We start from the raw sequence: 16,840 nt of genomic DNA, 5'->3' as shown, positions 1-16,840 counted from the left end.
TTGTAGAGGCACAATACTTTGTGCCTCTTTTTTTATGCGGCGTTATTAAAGGAGACACAAAGTATTGTGTCTCTACATTATTTTATTTTATACAATTTTCAATTCCATCTGGATATTGCACCTTGCATAAGGCGATGGTGTGCCGGTTATTTTTTCGAAACCCAGCTTGCGGTATAAATTTATTGCCGGTTTAAGTATGGTATTACTTTCAAGGTAAATGGTATCGGCACCCAAGGCTTTGCATTTAGCTATAGCTGCCTGGCCCAGTAAAGTACCTATATTTTTACCTTGTGCCTTTGGCGATACTGCCATCTTAGCCAGCTCGTATTTATGATCATCCATCTTGATCAGGGCGCAGGTGCCCAAGGCATCGCCTTCATACAGGGCGATGAAGATGTATCCACCTTTGTCTATAATATATTCGTTAGGGTGATCAAGCGCTTTGTAATCGCTTTCTTCCATGGAGAAGTATTGGCTTATCCACTCTACATTTAATTCCCTGAAAGCCGACTGATATTCCGGCGAATAATCAATAATGGTTACATTTCCACTTTCGCGCTTTTTGCGTTCATCCTGCACACGCTTAAAAAGGCTTTTTTGTTCCAATAAATATTCCCACTCTTCAATAGCTTTCCATAGATCATACTGGCTTTCTTTAAACGCGCCATCTATGGCAGCCTCAACATCCTGGTATTGCGCCTGGATCTTAACCGCGGCATCTTTGCCCTTTGCCGATAACGCTACATAATTTTTACGCTGATCTTCTTTACTCTTTTTTTCTATGGCAAATCCGTGCTTAACCATCTCGCGCACTACTTGGCTAACAGACGGGTGTGTCTGCCCAATCTCTTTAGCTATAGCGGTGATGGAGCTTTCGTCTGTTTTTGATAAAACATAAAACACCGGGAACCAGCGAGGTTGCATTTCAATATCATATAATTTATAAATGTCCGCCGCATCGTTAGTTATGTTGTTGCTTAAAGCGCGAAGCCTTGAGCCTAAAGCCATTTTGCCAATTTGATTATAAAAATTCATTGTGTTATTATTTGCGTAAGTACTTACGCAAATGTAATTATAAATTATTTTATCCAAACATCACGCGTAAATTTTAACTTGCCGCAAACATTTACAACATGGAATTTGGCCGCGTTACCCCCGAAGAATTAGCAACGATAGACTTTACCCTACCGCCCGATCCGGAATTGACCGTTAAGACGTTAAGCGCCGCAAAAAACGGCTCGCCTTTACAGGTGCATGTAGGCTGCGCCAAGTGGGGACGTAAAGAATGGGTGGGTAAGATCTATCCGCCAAAAACCAAGGATGCCAACTTTTTAGACGAATATGTTAAGCATTTTGATTGCATTGAGCTTAACGCAACGTTTTACAACCTCTACCCTGCATCAACCATTGGTAAATGGAAGGATAAAGCTGCGGAAAGTCCGGGTTTTAAGTTTTGCCCTAAGTTCTCGCAAAGCATTAGCCATATCCGCCGGCTTAAAAACGCCGAAGAAATAACTACTACCTTTTATGAGGGCATCATGGCCTTCGGCGATAAACTGGGCCCCCTGTTTTTGCAGCTAAGCGACAATTTCACGCCAAAAAGTTATCCTGAGTTAAAAGCATACCTGGAGCAATTACCAAAAGATATCCCGGTTTTTGTAGAACTGCGCCATAAAGAGTGGTATGCTAATGATGAGGTACGCCAAACCGTGTTCAACCTGTTTAAAGAGTTAAATATAGGTGCAGTGATAACAGATGCATCAGGCAGGCGCGATTGTGTACACATGAACTTACCCACACCGCATGCTTTTATTCGCTTTGTAGGCAACAGCCTTGATAAAACAGATTACCTGCGGGTTGACGAATGGGTTGACCGCATAAAACAATGGCGCGATATGGGCCTGCAAAGCGTTTGGTTCTTTATGCACCAGCATGATGAGCGTTATTCGCCCGAACTGGCAGACTATGTATCAGAGCAATTAAATCAAAAACTCGGGCTTAATCTGCACCGGCCTAAATTTATTGACAGGGATAAAGGATTATTTGGTTAAACCATTGCCGCTCTGCAACGTCTTACAACCGTTGTGAGCGAGACGCGGCAATCGTGGTGAGTGTTGGTGATTGATTTTTAAAGTGGCGGTTGCCTCGTTACTCGCAATAACAAAATTGCTTACTTTTGTGCCGTAAAGCGTAACAGTTGCGCATCTACTAAACTATGACCGATACAAACACTCTATACCAACAGGCTGTACAGCTTCTGCAGCAACTTATTTCTATCCCATCCTTCAGTAAAGAAGAAGACCGTACGGCTGACCTGATCGAAAATTTTCTTAAAACCCACGGCATTACACCGCACCGTAAAATGAACAACCTTTGGGCGTGGAACAAGCATTTTGATGCCGATAAGCCTACTATTTTGCTTAATTCGCACCATGATACGGTTAAACCAAACTCGGGTTACACCCGCGATCCGTTTGATGCCATTACAGAAGAGGGTAAGCTATATGGACTGGGCAGTAATGATGCAGGTGGTTGTTTGGTATCGCTGATAGCGGTATTTCTTTACTTTTACGATAAGACCGATCTCAAATATAATTTCTGTTTAGCTACTACTGCCGAAGAAGAGATCTCTGGCGTTAATGGCTTAGAGCTGATCATCCCTGAATTGGGACAGCTTGATTTTGGTATTGTGGGCGAACCTACCCTGATGCAGTTAGCCGTTGCCGAACGCGGATTAATGGTATTGGATTGCGTCGCCCACGGCAAAGCCGGCCATGCCGCCCGCGAAGAAGGCGACAACGCCATCTACAAGGCCATGAAGGATATCGAATGGTTCCGCACGTTTAAGTTCCCTAAAGAGAGTGATGTTTTCGGGCCTATCAAAATGTCGGTTACCATTATCAATGCCGGCTCGCAGCATAATGTGGTGCCCGCAAGCTGTACTTTTACGGTTGATGTACGGGTGACTGATGCTTACCGAAATGAAGAGGTACTGGAAATCATCCGTCAGCATGTTAGTTGCGATGTAACTCCGCGTTCTATCCGCTTAAAACCATCATCAATTGATAGGCAGCATCCTATAGTTCAGGCTGGTATCGCACTGGGCAGAACCACCTATGGCTCCCCTACCACATCAGATCAATCGCTTTTAGATATTCAATCCATCAAAGTAGGCCCCGGCGATTCGGCACGCTCACATAGCGCTGATGAATTTGTTTACGTAGACGAGATCCGCGAAGGTATTGAGTTATATGTGAAGATGCTGGAGCAGATTGTGTAAATCATACTCCTTTTCTTTTAAGTTTAGTTCTATTGTTTTAGTCATAATTTATGTGAGCATAAGACAGTACAGGACAGCTACGCCTTAATTTATTTTTAGGTTAGTGGTTTATAAACCTGTTAAGTTTACTGTAAAAGTTAAAGCCCTGTGTCTTTAACTAATCTCTCATTTATGACGATAAAAAATCAAACACCTCCGACTGCAAAAATAACTGCATTGTTTTTATTACTGATCTTTTCAGGATCGATGGCAAGCGCGCAACCGACAGGCAAAATAGACCGCAAGGCTTTAGTAACAAGGCATAACCTGAATATCACCGACAGAAACTTAAATGGGCCTACCCAAGTTGGTAACGGGCACTTTGCCTTTGGGTTTGATATAACGGGCTTGCAAACATTTGGTAAAGATAATGCCAATACTATGTCTGATTGGGGCTGGCATAAATTTGCTGAACCAAATGGCCAGACACCTGCCGATTTTAAGGGACAGGAATGGGATACCCAGGGCCATATGGTGCGCTATGACATTCAAAACCCTGACCAACCGGCATTAACTGATTGGATGATATCCAACCCGCAACGGATAAATCTTGGCCGTTTAGGATTGATATTAAAGAAAAAAGACGGTTCTGTAGTATCGATAAATGATCTGCAAAACCCGGTTCAAAAGCTGGATCTGTGGACGGGCATTGCAACCAGCACTTTTGAAGTTGACGGAAAGGCGATAAAAGTAACCACTATTGGCAACCCTAACCAGGATGGCATAGCGGTACATATAGAAGCCCCGGATTTGAATAACGGACAGGTGGGCGTTTTCTTAGAATTCCCTTACGCCTCGCACGGTCAGTTTGATAATGGCGCTGATTTTAATAGTCCGGATAAGCACCAAACACAAGCCGTTATTAAATCTAACAACGCCATATTTCATCGCACTTTAGATGACACCAAATTCGACGCAGCGCTAAAATGGACAAATGCTGCTATAAAAAACACCAAACTGCATCGCTATGAATTAATGCCTACAGGCAAAAGTGCTGTAGATATTGTATTATCGTTTTCAAAAAAACCAATAACAACCCTTCAACCAACTTATGCCCAGGTTAAAGCAGCCAGCCAAAACCATTGGCTTAACTTTTGGCAAACAGGCGGTGCTATTGATCTGTCGGCCAGTAAAGACCCGCGATGGAAAGAATTGGAAAGGCGCATAATATTATCGCAATATATTATGGCGGTTAATGAAGCAGGTTCAACACCACCCCAGGAAAGCGGATTAGTAAATAACGGCTGGTTTGGCAAATATCATTTCGAGATGATATGGTGGCACGACGCGCATTACGCTTTGTGGGGCCGCTTACCTTTGATGGACAGAGCTATGCGGGTTTATCCGTCTAATTTAAAAACGTCGCAGGAAAGAGCTAAACGGCAAGGCTACGAGGGCGCGCGCTGGCCCAAAACCGTGGGCGATAATGAGCATTGGGAATGGCCTAATGAAATAAATCCTTTGCTGATCTGGCAGGAACCGCATCCCATATTCTTTGCGGAATTAGCTTATCGCACAAATCCAACAAAAGAAACCTTAGTAAAATGGCGCGATGTAGTTATTCAAACTGCCGATTTTATGGCATCGTACCCTTATTATAATAAAGAACAAGATCGCTATATATTAGGATATCCCTTGCAAGTAGTTTCAGAAAATGCCAACCCAAGAACTTGCTATAATCCTACTTTCGAATTAAGTTATTGGCGTACCGGTTTAAAACTTGCCCAAAAATGGCGTGAGCGTTTAAAAATGCCTGCTAACCCAAAATATGCCGAGGTATTGGCCAAACTCTCGAAATTACCTGTAAAAGATGGCCTGTATGAATCATGGGAGAACATAACCGATATGTGGACCAAATACAATTTTGAGCACCCGGCATTGACAGGGGCTTACGGCTTACTGCCCGGTGATGGTGTTGACATCCCGACGATGGAAAAAACATTTACCAAAGTTGGCCAAACCTGGCGCTTTGACCGTACCTGGGGCTGGGATTTCCCGATGCTGGCCATGTGCGCCGCACGTTTGGGCCACGGCGATAAAGCGATAGAATACCTGCTCAACTATAAAAGCTTTGACCTGGAAGAGCATGGTTTAGTAGGCGGCGGCGGTCCGTTCCCCTATTTTCCCGGCGATGGCGGGTTGTTATACGCTGTCGCTATGATGGCCGCAGGTTGGGATGGCGCGCCTGCCGGCAACGCTCCCGGTTTTCCGAAAGATGGTCAATGGGTGATAAAATGGGAAGGACTTAAACGGGCCTTGTAATCTTGCTAAAGCTTATACATCCGTTATGTCTCATCAGTAAATATTTCTCATATTTGCAGCATGAGCAAGCTTTGGCAAAAAACCACAAATGTTAATGAACTGGTAGAGAATTTTACCGTTGGCCGAGATACCGAATTTGATGCACAAATGGCAGCATTTGATGTATTGGGTTCGTTGGCGCATACGCAAATGCTGCAAAGCATAGGCTTGATGAGCGCCGGGGACCTTGAACTGGTGCAACGTGAGCTTAAGAACATTTATACCGATATTGAAAAAGGTAATTTCACCATTGAGCCGGGAGTAGAAGATGTGCACTCGCAGGTTGAAATGCTACTTACCCAGCGTATAGGCGATGCAGGTAAAAAGATCCATAGCGGCCGCTCACGTAACGACCAGGTTCTGGTTGACCTGAAACTGTTTTTCAGGCATGAGTTGCAGCAGGTTGTTGAAGAAACAGAAAAGCTTTTTAACCAGCTTATTGAGTTAAGCGAAAAACATAAAGACACTTTATTGCCAGGCTATACCCATTTACAGGTGGCGATGCCGTCATCGTTCGGGTTATGGTTTGGCGCTTATGCCGAAAGCCTTGCCGACGATTTGGAACTTGTGTTGGCTGCTTATAAGATCACCAATAAAAACCCATTAGGTTCGGCTGCGGGATATGGCTCTTCGTTCCCGTTAAACCGTACCATGACTACCGAATTGTTAGGTTTTGAGAGCCTGAACTATAATGTAGTTTACGCGCAAATGGGCCGTGGCAAAACAGAACGTATCATTGCCCAGGCACTATCATCTATTGCCGCTACACTGGCAAAAATGGCAATGGACCAGGCATTATACCTGAGCCAAAACTTCGCGTTTGTGAGTTACCCGGATACCCTAACTACCGGCAGCAGCATTATGCCGCATAAAAAGAACCCTGACGTTTGGGAGATTATGCGTGGCAAATGCAACCGTTTACAGGCATTACCTAACGATGTCGCCATGATGACCACCAACCTGCCATCTGGTTATCACCGTGAACTGCAATTGTTAAAAGAACTGTTGTTTCCGGCGTTTACAGAATTAAAAAACTGTCTGCATATGGCAACGTTTATGTTGCAAAACATTACCGTAAACCAGGATATTTTAAACGACCCTAAATATGCCTACCTATTTAGCGTGGAAGAAGTTAACCGAATGGTGTTAAGCGGCACACCTTTCCGCGACGCCTACAAACAAGTTGGCCTGGCTATTGAAAAAGGCGAGTTTAATCCTGACAAAACTGTCAACCATACCCACGAGGGCAGCATTGGTAACCTGGGTAATGAATTTATTGTTGACAACATGACCCGACTAATAGGCAGCTTTAAGTTTGATGCGGTAGCATGGGCTGTAGCTAAGTTGGTAAAATAGACCTATGAACGGACAAAACAGAAAAGACATCTATCCAGGCCTTGAGGTTGATATCATCCTGAAAAAAGACCAGCGCAGCGGCAAGTTAACGCGTGGGTTTGTAAAAGATTTGCTAACCAGTTCGGCGTTTCACTCACGGGGGATTAAAGTGAGATTAGAAGATGGGCAAATAGGCCGCGTCGCCGAGATTATTGAAGAGGAATAGCGTATATTGCCATTATTTAAGCTAAAAGCAGAATGCATAAAGCTGAATGCTTTAAATTTATAGCAACGACACTACCCCAAAATGGCCAGGAAAACATTACCTAAGATCATCGGACTACCCAATAACGCCTTCTTTAAATTCGACGCGAACTTTAGGGTTTATATCTCGTTTGGTGTGGCGCTGATAGCTTTTTTGATTGCACGTACACACTTTACCTGGCCGGCGGTTTCATTGATCACTTGGGTGGCGTTCGCCCTTGCTGTGATTGTAATGGACTGGGTCATCATACTGAATGCCCACCCGCGTGAGATCCGCAAAATAGCCAAACTTCAAGATTCGAGCCGTTTATTGATATTCCTGTTTGTTATAGCGGCATCGGTGATCAGCCTGGGTGCCATACTCTTTTTACTCAAATCATCAAAAGGTTTGCCCGAGGCTGACGTGTCGGGGCATATCGTGCTTGCCATGACATCGGTTATCGTATCGTGGTGGCTGGTGCATACGCTGTTTACCATGCGCTACGCGCATATGTATTATGATACCGATACCGACGATGGCCAGAAAACACCCGTAGGCGGCCTTGAATTCCCCGAAGAAAAGGAACCTGATTACCTTGACTTTGTGTACTTCTCGTTTGTGATCGGTATGACTTTCCAGGTATCAGACGTCGAGATCTCTGACAGGCATATTCGCCGCCTGGCATGGATGCACGGGCTCATATCGTTTGCATTCAACACCGCTATCGTTGCTTTGAGCATCAATATCGTGTCGAGTATGATATAGCGTTTTGAACGTGCAAGTGATTCAATTTATAATATGAATCACCTTTTTAACTCAATTTATTGTAAATAAACAACTTAACAAATTGAGTGAATCACTTTGAATCACCACTAAAAGTCAGGTTTTTTATAGTTTAAATCTATTTATCTTATTGATAATCAAACAACTCAAAAACAGTCATCTTTGATCCTTTTTAAAGGAGTGAATCACTAAGTGTGAATCACCTTATTCAAAACTTTAAGAGGCCTCTATCTTTGAGTGTTTCCTTGTATCTCTCATCGTTGCATAAATAATGAGCGATACCAAAATGCAACCGGTAACATACCAGTAAAACCATTCCTGGTGGCCGGCACTTTTAAAGGATAGGGCCAGTGGTTCGGCTGTGCCGCCAAATAAAGATACTGCTACACCGTACGGGAAACCTACGCCTAAAGCGCGCACATTGGCCGGGAACAATTCGGCCTTTACTACTGCGTTTATGGAAGTATAGCCGCTTACAATGATCAATGCGCACATGATCAGTCCGAAAGCCGTCCACACATCTTTTGTATTACCCAACAGTACAAGTATGGGTACGGTAGCCAGCGAGCCGCAGATACCAAAACCGATGAGCAATGGTTTGCGGCCGATCTTGTCTGACAGTAAACCGAATAACGGTTGCAGCAACATAAATACAATTAAAGTTAGTGTCGACAAAAGCGTCGCCGTAGCTTTTGAAAACCCGGATGTGATCACCAAAAACTTTTGCATATAGGTTGTGAAAGTATAAAATGCCACCGTGCCGCCTAACGTTAAGCCAAATACTGTTAATACCGCCTTGGGGTGTTGTGCCAATGCTTTTAACGTACCGCGCGACGAACGTGCTTTTTCGTCCTGGGCTACCGTTACCGACTCCTGCAAACTACGCCGCAGGTACATTACCGTAACGGCTAATACTGCTCCCACCCCAAACGGTATTCGCCAGCCCCAGGAGTGTAATTGTGCTTCGGTTAAAAAAACACGTTGCAGTAATATCAATACGCCCAGGGCTATCAACTGCCCGGCAATAAGGGTTACATACTGAAAGCTTGAATAAAACCCGCGGTGTTTTTGCGTAGCTATTTCGCTTAAATAAGTAGCGCTTGTACCATACTCGCCGCCTACGCTTAGTCCCTGTATCATGCGGGCCAGTAATAAAATAACCGGGGCGGCAATGCCTATCTGCTTGTAACCCGGGATAATGGCAATAAGCAATGAGCCTACGCTCATTAGCGTTACCGATAAGGTAAGCGCGGTTTTACGTCCGTTCCTGTCGGCATAGGTACCAAATAACCAGCCACCAATTGGCCGCATTAAAAACCCTATAGCAAATATGCCTGAGGTATTGAGCAACTGCACCACCTCGCTGCTTTTAGGAAAAAACGCTGCAGAAAAATAAAGTGAAAAAGCAGTGTATACGTACCAGTCATACCACTCAACCAAATTGCCTAACGAGCCACCTATGATGGATTTGATGCGGTGGGTGGTATTTTGTTGATGCATAATTGGTTGTTTATGTTTTATAGGATTTTTAAATATAGCAGAATGTGATTAAATAAAAATGTCATTTCGACCAACGGGAGAAATCTATACAGATACAGGTAGACTACATTTCTCTATGTACAAGATTTCTCACTCTTTCCTGAAATCGAAATGAACATTTTTTATATCTTTATTCATGCTTTTTACCGAAGACTTTTTGCATTATATCTGGAAGTTCCGCCTGTTTGACAGGGACAATTTGCAAACTACCGGCGGTGAAAATATTGAGATCCAATCGGCCGGGATGCACAATACCGATTCGGGGCCTGACTTTGGTAACGCCCGCATAAAAATTGGCGATACCACCTGGGCAGGCAACGTAGAGTTGCACCTTTTATCGTCCGACTGGGCAAAGCATAACCATACCAACGACAAGGCTTACAACAACGTGATCCTGCACGTGGTTTACCGCGACGACGAGCCTGTTACATTAGCAAACGGCCGCCACATCCCTACGCTCGAGCTAAAGGAACGTATCCCGGATGAACTGTATAACCGCTATCATAAACTAATTTATGGTAACCAAACAGTTATCCCCTGCGAAGCAAGCATTGGCAAGCTGGATGATTTTACCTTACGAACCTGGTTTACCCGCATATTGATAGAGCGGTTAGAAAAGAAGTCGACCGCCGTGATCGCCGCGCTCGAAGTTAACCGCGGCGATTGGGAAGAAACCTTTTACCAGTTTTTGGCTGCCAACTTCGGGTTTAAAACAAACGCTGTACCTTTTGAGCTGATGGCAAAATCATTGCCGCAAAATATCCTCGCCAAGCATAAAAACAACCCGTTGCAAATTGAGACGCTGATATTTGGCCAAGCAGGGTTTTTAAGCGGCGACTTTACAGATGAATATCCGAAGAAATTAAAAACCGAATACGAGTTTTTAAGAAAGAAGTTTAGCCTTACACCAATTGATAACCACCTGTGGAAGTTTATGCGGATGCGCCCTTTAAATTTCCCTACAGTGAGGCTGGCGCAGTTTGCGGCATTGGTGGTAAACTCAAATCACCTATTTTCAAAAATATTGGACATTAAAGATGTTAAAAGCCTGCAAAAGCTGTTTACAGATATTAAGGTAAACGCTTATTGGGACGAACATTACCAGTTTGATAAGCCCTCAAAACCCACGTCGAAAAACATGGGTCCTGCATCTGCCGATCTTTTGTTATTAAACACTTTAGCCTTATTTTTGTTTAGTTATGGCAAGTACAACCAGCAGCAGTATTTTATTGACCGCAGCTTAAAATTACTGGAGAACTTGCCCGGCGAACACAATAATATCATTGCTGATTTTAATGACCTGGGCGTAAAAGCAAATTCAGCGTTTGAAACGCAGGCATTATTGGAATTAAAAAACTATTATTGTAATTATAAGAAATGCCTGCAATGCAGCGTTGGTAATAAGATACTAAAGTTAGCCTGAAAAATATGCTACAAAGATTGCTCACCTTTTTTGAACGGTACTCTTTCGGGGTTTGCACCTACTTAGGCGAGCGCTTTAATATTTCTATTTCAAAGATCAGGCTTTTCTTTATCTACACCTCATTCCTTTCGGTAGGTTTCCCGCTGATAGTTTACTTTTTTGCGGGTATAGTACTTGATCTGCGTAACTACATTAAACGCTGCCGCACCCGGGCTTCGGATTTTTAGAATTTAGTAACTGTCATTTCCTTTAGCATCGCGAGAAATTTTAAACGTAATACAACTGATCGCTTGTATAAGGTTTCTCACTCGTTCCTCGTATCGAAATGACAGCCCGTATATCTTTAAATTAAAACCAATCTCTTATTTTTGAAGTTTATTATAAACGTACTTACAACGTCGTTACAAGCATATTACCATGGCATTTATTGATTACTACCAGATTTTAGGCGTTACCAAAACAGCTACCGAAAAAGATATTAAAGCTGCCTATCGTAAACTTGCCCGTAAATATCACCCGGATCTTAACCCTAACGACGAGGAAGCAAAGAAAAAGTTCCAGCAGCTGAATGAGGCTAACGAGGTTTTAAGCGACCCTGAAAAGCGTAAAAAGTACGATCAATATGGCGAGAACTGGCAGCATGGCGAGGCTTATGAGCAGGCTCGCCAGCAGCAAGGTCGTCAGCGCAGCTATGGGGGTGGCGGGCAGTCGTTTGATTTTGAAGGATTTGACGGCGGCAGTGATTTTTCTGATTTTTTCAGGTCGATGTTTGGCGGCGCAGCCGGCCAGGCGCGTCAGGCCAGGTACCGCGGTCAGGATTACAGTACCGAACTACACCTTAATTTAAAAGAGGCCGGCGAAACTCATAAACAAACGCTTGCCGTAAACGGAAAGAACATCCGCATTACTATACCCGCGGGGGTTGAGAACGGGCAATCCATAAAAATTAAAGGCCATGGTGGCGCAGGCGGTAATAACGGGCCGGCCGGCGATCTTTACATTAAAATTTTTGTAGCCGACGACCCTAAGTTTAAAAGAAAAGGCGCCGATCTTTACAGCAATGCCAAGCTTGACATTTACACCGCCATATTAGGCGGCGAAATTACTGCCGATACTTTAAACGGCAAGGTAAAAGTGAAGGTAAAGCCCGAAACCCAGAATGGCACCAAGGTTAAACTTAAAGGCAAGGGTTTGCCGGTGTACAAAAAAGATGGCGAGTTTGGCGATTTGTATATCACCTACGACTTGCAATTACCTGTAAACCTTACCGATAAACAAAAGAAACTATTTGAAGAACTGGCCCGGTCATGAGCATAAATTAAATTGTTATGAGCACAAAGCATTTAATAACAGCAACCGATTTCTGCATTTATCATCAATTAGAAAGCTCTTTCATTGCCGACCTGCAGGAAGCAGGTCTGATACAAATTACCGTTGTTAACGAAACCCCATACATTGCCGACGACGATGTATATAAACTTGAACGTATGATCAGGCTGCATAATGAGCTTGATATTAACGTTGCAGGTATTGAAGCCATTACGCATTTATTAAAACGCATGGAAGATATCCAGGAAGAAATGCGCCTGTTAAAAAATGAGCTTAAATCGCACGGGGATTGAACCAATACATTTTGGGAAAGCAATTGAGGGCGCTTGTTTCACGCGAGTGTGTAACAGATGAAACATGTGAAACAAGATTTTGAGTTAGTGCTCTTAAAATTAGCATTTTGATAAAAATCGGTAAAACAAAATGTAACAATATCATTCCGATAGCTATCGGAAATTGCGTCACCAAAACTTAAATTTCGACTTATCTACATTATCTCTTTATTAAGCCTTTCGTCATCAAACAGATAATAAATAAGGTTTTTATATATTTATCGCACCAAAATAGATCTATGAAAAAAATTATTTACATCGCCATTGCGTGCTTTATATTAAGCGCCAAAAGTTATGGACAGCAATTTAACATAGCCACTTATAACCTGCGGTATGATAACCAGGAAGACTCTGTTAAAGGCAACGGCTGGCGTTTACGTTACCCGGTGATTGCTAAAATAGTTAAGTTTAATGACCTGGATATCTTTGGCACCCAGGAAGGGCTTTTCCACATGCTGAATAACCTGGCCGATAGCCTGCCGGGATACAAATGGATAGGCATAGGCCGCGACGACGGCAAAGAAGCCGGTGAGCATTCGGCTATTTTTTATAAAACATCACGGTTTAAGATCTTAAAACAGGGTAATTTCTGGCTGTCGACCATCACAGACCGGCCAAACAAGGGTTGGGATGCAGTATTGCCACGTATTTGTACCTGGGCCCAGTTTGAAGAAATAAAAACGGGCTTCAAATTTTACTTTTTTAATCTGCACATGGACCACATAGGCGTTGTAGCCCGTAAACAAAGCGCGACACTGGTGTTGAAGAAAATAAAAGAAATGGCCGGCAACAGCGCCACCATTTTCACCGGCGATTTTAACGTTGACCAGTATAATGAGAGTTATAAAGAAGTACTAAGCACCGGCGTTTTGCAGGATTGTTATCACCTTGCCCCGGTAAAGCTGGCCACCAATGGTTCATTTAATGCTTTTGACATCAATACCAAAACCGACAGCCGGATAGACCATATTTTTGTGACCAAAGATTTTAACGTTAAACGCTATGCCATATTAACCAACTCGTTCAACGGCAGGCTGCCTTCAGATCATTACCCGGTGGTGGCAATAATGGAGCATTAAGCAGACATTTATTTAAACAGATTTACCAAGTCTTAAAGGCTTGGTAAGTCTATCATATTCGTTACAATTGCTAACTACCTATAATGCTTGCAATTATGCGCTATTAATAATAGCAATACCCGGCAAATCCGCACTCTATTAAACCTACTGGCACGGCTATTGTCTTAATTACATGAACAGCAACAATAAAACTGTTTATATATAATTATCATGAAAGCTTTAAAACTGACAATAGCAGCATTAATGTTAGCCTTTACATTCCAGGCAGCACACGCACAAGTAAGAGTAGGTGTTCACATTGGTACACCGCCTCCGCCGCCACGCAGAGTAGTAGTTGTACACCACCCTGTTCACCGCGAGGTGATCGTGGCACACCGCCCATACAGGCACAATTACTATAGGCACCATCACAGAGAGGTAATAGTTAGAAGACATTACTAATAAGAAAAAGCCCCGCTATGCGGGGCTTTTTTGTGGCATATTATTTACAGAAATCATGCTTTATGTATTTGTTATTACACACTTTTCCATCAATAAACCGCAAATCCTCACTATTATTTTTTAAAGCTAATTATCAATCAATTACATCATAATCTGCAAAATAGTTAAACCCTGTGGCATGGCTATTGTCTTATTATCAGCAATAACAAAACAGGTTATTAAATATTATGATTATGAAAACTATAAAATTAGCAATAGCAACACTCATATTAGCCTGCGGTTTCCAGGCTGCAAGCGCACAGGTACATATTGGTGTAAGCATTGGTACACCGCCGCCGGTGTACGTAGCCCCACCACCGGTATATCACGAAGTATATTACGAACGCCCGGTAGTTTACAGGCATGTAATCGTTAGGCCGGCTTATCGCCCGGTTTATTATCACCGTGGATATTATGGCAGACCATATTATCGCCATGCTTACTATCATCCAAGATATTACAGGCATTAAAAACAAGAAACCCCGCAATTGCGGGGTTTCTTGTTTAATTATTTCTTATTCAAAAAATCCTGCAAGGCCTGCTGCGTAAATTCTGACAGAACAAGTTCACCGCTTAAGGCTGCACGCTCTTCTAAAAGCTCATCCCAGTTAGCTGTGCCTTCCCACAATATTTGCTTCAAGCCGGTCAGCGCATCCTGGTGATAAGCGGCCAGTTTTTGCGATAGTGCGTCAAGTGCTTCGTCCATTTCGGTGGCGGTGTTATAAACCTCGTTATACAAGCCTTTTTCTTTCGCCCATTGCGCGGTTTGAAAATCTGTCGTACGGATGGTCAGCTGCGAAAACGCGGCTAAGCCTATTTTGCGCGTTACCGCCGGTGAGATCACAAACGGGCCGATACCGATCGCCAGTTCGCTCAGCTTTATAGATGCCGTCCCCGTAGCCAGGCAATAATCGACGGCAGCAGCAAGCCCGACTCCCCCACCTACAGCCTTGCCTTGCACGCGGGCAATAATAATTTTTGGCGATTTGCGGCAGGCATTGATCACCCGGGCAAATCCTGAAAAAAACGTTTTGCCAGCCTCTTTATCTTTGATCTGTAATAACTCATCAAAACTGGCGCCGGCGCAAAAGGTACGGTCGCCTTCACTTTTTAAAATGATAACCCTGGTTTGGCTATTTTGGCCCGCCTGATCGATCTTTTTCGCCAAAGCATCCAGCAACACAGCAGGCAACGAGTTTTGGGCCGGGTGGTAAAAACTGATGGTGGCAACTCCTGCGTCTGAGTACGTAAGGCTTATATTTCCGTCCTGGTTATCGGGCATAGTATTGGTATTATGTAGATTTAAACAATATCAGAAGTATTTAACTTACCTGCAATTTTAAATGGTATAATTTAATAATTTAGCTGGTAATCAATTATATGGTAACCATAGAAACCGCCAGACAATTTGCTTTATCCCTGCCGGGGACGGAAGAGTATGACCACGTTGGCCGCCCCGCCTTCAGGGCTAACGGCCGCACTTTTGCAACTTTGTGGGTAACAGATGAGCGGATGATGGTAAAGCTTTCGCTTATCGACCAGTCGGTATTTTGCGCTTTTGATCCGGCCATTATTTATCCTGTACCCAACAAATGGGGCCTGCAGGGCTGCACATTATTTGAGTTAAATAAAATGCGCGAAGACATGCTGCAGGACGCCATCACTCAGGGCTGGCAAGCGGTAATGGACAAGCCCAAGAAAAGATCGCCAAAGAAATAATATGAAAAATAACACCAAAGCTATTTACATGGCCATACTGGCAATAATGACCTGGATTGGCTTATGTGTTCAATTTTATATCTCCACAGAAAAATATATGTCGCAGGGCCGAACTTTTGGCGGGGCTATTGTACAATTACTAAGTTACTTTACCATACAAAACAACCTGCTGATAGCATTGGCGCTTACCGTATTACTGCTTTGGCCGGCATCAAAATGGGGAAGTTTTTTTTCAAAGCTATCCGTATTAAGCGCCTTGACACTGTACATTACCATTGTATGTTTAGTGTACCAAATTGTACTGCGCAGGCAACACACGCAACACGGGTTATTCAAATTCTGCGATGAGATATTGCATACCCTAAGCCCGCCCCTCTTTGTTTTATTCTGGCTGATATTTGTCGACAAAGGTAAGTTAGCATGGAGCAAGGCGTTTAGCTGGCTGATATATCCGCTTATCTATTTTATCTTCATTATTGCCCGCGGGGTTATCACAGGGTATTATCCATATAGTTTTATTGACGGCACAAAGCTTAACCTCGGGCAAATAGCGGTTAACTTTTTCTTTTTACTATTGACGTTTTTGGCTATCGGGCTGATATATATCGGTATAAGCCGGCTTTCTAAAAAACAAACATAATTGCGGTTTGGCACGGTCTTTATAATATATGGTATATAAATCTCAGATACCATGAAAAAGCATGTAATAAAACTGGTTACCCTGTTATTATTTACCTCGGTAGCTCTTTCAAGTTGCTCAGTTGAGTACCGCGAACGCCGGATGCACAGGAATGATCCAAACTGGCATAATGATCACCATGATGACCATCACGACGATCACCACTACGATAATCACTAATCATTACAAAACCCTGTTAAATTTAACGGGGTTTTGCATTTGATATAGGGCCTAAATTTTTACTTACCAATTATCTTTCCTTTTATAAATTGCAATTT

Annotated in this window: 19 protein-coding genes; 16 read left to right on the top strand and 3 right to left on the bottom strand. The window is 43.2% G+C overall.

Annotation, left to right across the window (positions count from 1 at the left end):
* Positions 1-87: 87 nt before the first annotated feature.
* A complete protein-coding gene (locus tag FO440_RS20020; protein ID WP_144250075.1) occupies positions 88-1,035 on the bottom strand; it encodes a bifunctional helix-turn-helix transcriptional regulator/GNAT family N-acetyltransferase in 948 nt (315 codons plus the stop codon).
* Between the two features lie 98 nt (positions 1,036-1,133).
* Between FO440_RS20020 and FO440_RS20015 the strand changes: the two genes are divergently transcribed.
* The 6 genes from FO440_RS20015 (at position 1,134) to FO440_RS19990 (ending at position 7,964) form a co-directional block, all read left to right on the top strand.
* Positions 1,134-2,051, top strand: a complete 918-nt coding sequence (locus FO440_RS20015; RefSeq protein WP_144250074.1) for a DUF72 domain-containing protein — start codon at positions 1,134-1,136, stop codon at positions 2,049-2,051.
* A 164-nt stretch (positions 2,052-2,215) separates the two neighbouring features.
* Positions 2,216-3,280, top strand: coding sequence for a M20 family metallo-hydrolase (locus FO440_RS20010; RefSeq protein WP_144250073.1), 1,065 nt, complete (start codon positions 2,216-2,218; stop codon positions 3,278-3,280).
* A gap of 171 nt (positions 3,281-3,451) precedes the next feature.
* The gene (locus FO440_RS20005; RefSeq protein WP_144250072.1) at positions 3,452-5,581 is read left to right on the top strand and encodes a hypothetical protein; all 2,130 of its coding nucleotides are present in this window, start codon (positions 3,452-3,454) and stop codon (positions 5,579-5,581) included.
* A gap of 60 nt (positions 5,582-5,641) precedes the next feature.
* On the top strand, positions 5,642-6,976 hold the full coding sequence (argH, locus tag FO440_RS20000; protein ID WP_144250071.1) for an argininosuccinate lyase: 1,335 nt from the start codon (positions 5,642-5,644) through the stop codon (positions 6,974-6,976).
* 4 nt (positions 6,977-6,980) lie between these two features.
* Entirely contained in the window at positions 6,981-7,181 is a 201-nt protein-coding gene (locus FO440_RS19995) for a YwbE family protein (RefSeq protein ID WP_144250070.1), read from the top strand.
* A gap of 81 nt (positions 7,182-7,262) precedes the next feature.
* Entirely contained in the window at positions 7,263-7,964 is a 702-nt protein-coding gene (locus FO440_RS19990) for a DUF1345 domain-containing protein (protein WP_144250069.1), read from the top strand.
* A 234-nt stretch (positions 7,965-8,198) separates the two neighbouring features.
* Here the strand turns inward: FO440_RS19990 and FO440_RS19985 are convergent, their stop codons facing one another.
* On the bottom strand, positions 8,199-9,482 hold the full coding sequence (locus FO440_RS19985) for an MFS transporter (protein ID WP_144250068.1): 1,284 nt from the start codon (positions 9,480-9,482) through the stop codon (positions 8,199-8,201).
* A 175-nt stretch (positions 9,483-9,657) separates the two neighbouring features.
* Between FO440_RS19985 and FO440_RS19980 the strand changes: the two genes are divergently transcribed.
* From FO440_RS19980 to FO440_RS19950, 7 genes are all read left to right on the top strand, one after another.
* Positions 9,658-10,944 (top strand): DUF2851 family protein, encoded by a 1,287-nt coding sequence (locus FO440_RS19980; RefSeq protein ID WP_144250067.1) that lies wholly within the window; start codon positions 9,658-9,660, stop codon positions 10,942-10,944.
* Positions 10,945-10,949: 5 nt separating this feature from the next.
* A complete protein-coding gene (locus FO440_RS19975; RefSeq protein ID WP_144250066.1) occupies positions 10,950-11,171 on the top strand; it encodes a PspC domain-containing protein in 222 nt (73 codons plus the stop codon).
* Positions 11,172-11,361: 190 nt separating this feature from the next.
* Complete coding sequence (locus FO440_RS19970; protein WP_144250065.1) at positions 11,362-12,255, top strand: DnaJ C-terminal domain-containing protein; 894 nt, start codon at positions 11,362-11,364, stop codon at positions 12,253-12,255.
* Between the two features lie 17 nt (positions 12,256-12,272).
* Positions 12,273-12,566 (top strand): chaperone modulator CbpM, encoded by a 294-nt coding sequence (locus FO440_RS19965; RefSeq protein ID WP_144250064.1) that lies wholly within the window; start codon positions 12,273-12,275, stop codon positions 12,564-12,566.
* 278 nt (positions 12,567-12,844) lie between these two features.
* A complete protein-coding gene (locus FO440_RS19960) occupies positions 12,845-13,684 on the top strand; it encodes an endonuclease/exonuclease/phosphatase family protein (protein WP_144250063.1) in 840 nt (279 codons plus the stop codon).
* Between the two features lie 243 nt (positions 13,685-13,927).
* Positions 13,928-14,125, top strand: coding sequence for a hypothetical protein (locus tag FO440_RS19955; RefSeq protein WP_144250062.1), 198 nt, complete (start codon positions 13,928-13,930; stop codon positions 14,123-14,125).
* Positions 14,126-14,358: 233 nt separating this feature from the next.
* On the top strand, positions 14,359-14,634 hold the full coding sequence (locus tag FO440_RS19950; protein ID WP_144250061.1) for a hypothetical protein: 276 nt from the start codon (positions 14,359-14,361) through the stop codon (positions 14,632-14,634).
* Between the two features lie 38 nt (positions 14,635-14,672).
* Here the strand turns inward: FO440_RS19950 and FO440_RS19945 are convergent, their stop codons facing one another.
* On the bottom strand, positions 14,673-15,446 hold the full coding sequence (locus tag FO440_RS19945; RefSeq protein WP_144250060.1) for an enoyl-CoA hydratase/isomerase family protein: 774 nt from the start codon (positions 15,444-15,446) through the stop codon (positions 14,673-14,675).
* A 98-nt stretch (positions 15,447-15,544) separates the two neighbouring features.
* On the opposite strand from FO440_RS19945, the gene FO440_RS19940 reads away from it, so the two are divergent.
* From FO440_RS19940 to FO440_RS24550, 3 genes are read left to right on the top strand one after another with little or no spacing between them, the layout of a single operon-like run.
* Positions 15,545-15,883 carry an MmcQ/YjbR family DNA-binding protein gene (locus FO440_RS19940; RefSeq protein ID WP_144250059.1) on the top strand — a complete coding sequence of 113 codons (339 nt, stop codon included), beginning with the start codon at positions 15,545-15,547 and terminating at the stop codon, positions 15,881-15,883.
* Between the two features lies 1 nt (position 15,884).
* Entirely contained in the window at positions 15,885-16,523 is a 639-nt protein-coding gene (locus tag FO440_RS19935; RefSeq protein ID WP_144250058.1) for a Pr6Pr family membrane protein, read from the top strand.
* 51 nt (positions 16,524-16,574) lie between these two features.
* The gene (locus tag FO440_RS24550) at positions 16,575-16,742 is read left to right on the top strand and encodes a hypothetical protein (RefSeq protein WP_186292728.1); all 168 of its coding nucleotides are present in this window, start codon (positions 16,575-16,577) and stop codon (positions 16,740-16,742) included.
* Positions 16,743-16,840 lie beyond the last annotated feature (98 nt).

Origin of the sequence: Mucilaginibacter corticis (genome assembly GCF_007558865.1) — a bacterium.
Classification (GTDB): Bacteria; Bacteroidota; Bacteroidia; order Sphingobacteriales; family Sphingobacteriaceae; genus Mucilaginibacter; species Mucilaginibacter corticis.
The sequence above is the reverse complement of the archived record's forward strand: the minus strand, read 5'-3'. Positions and strand labels throughout refer to the sequence as shown.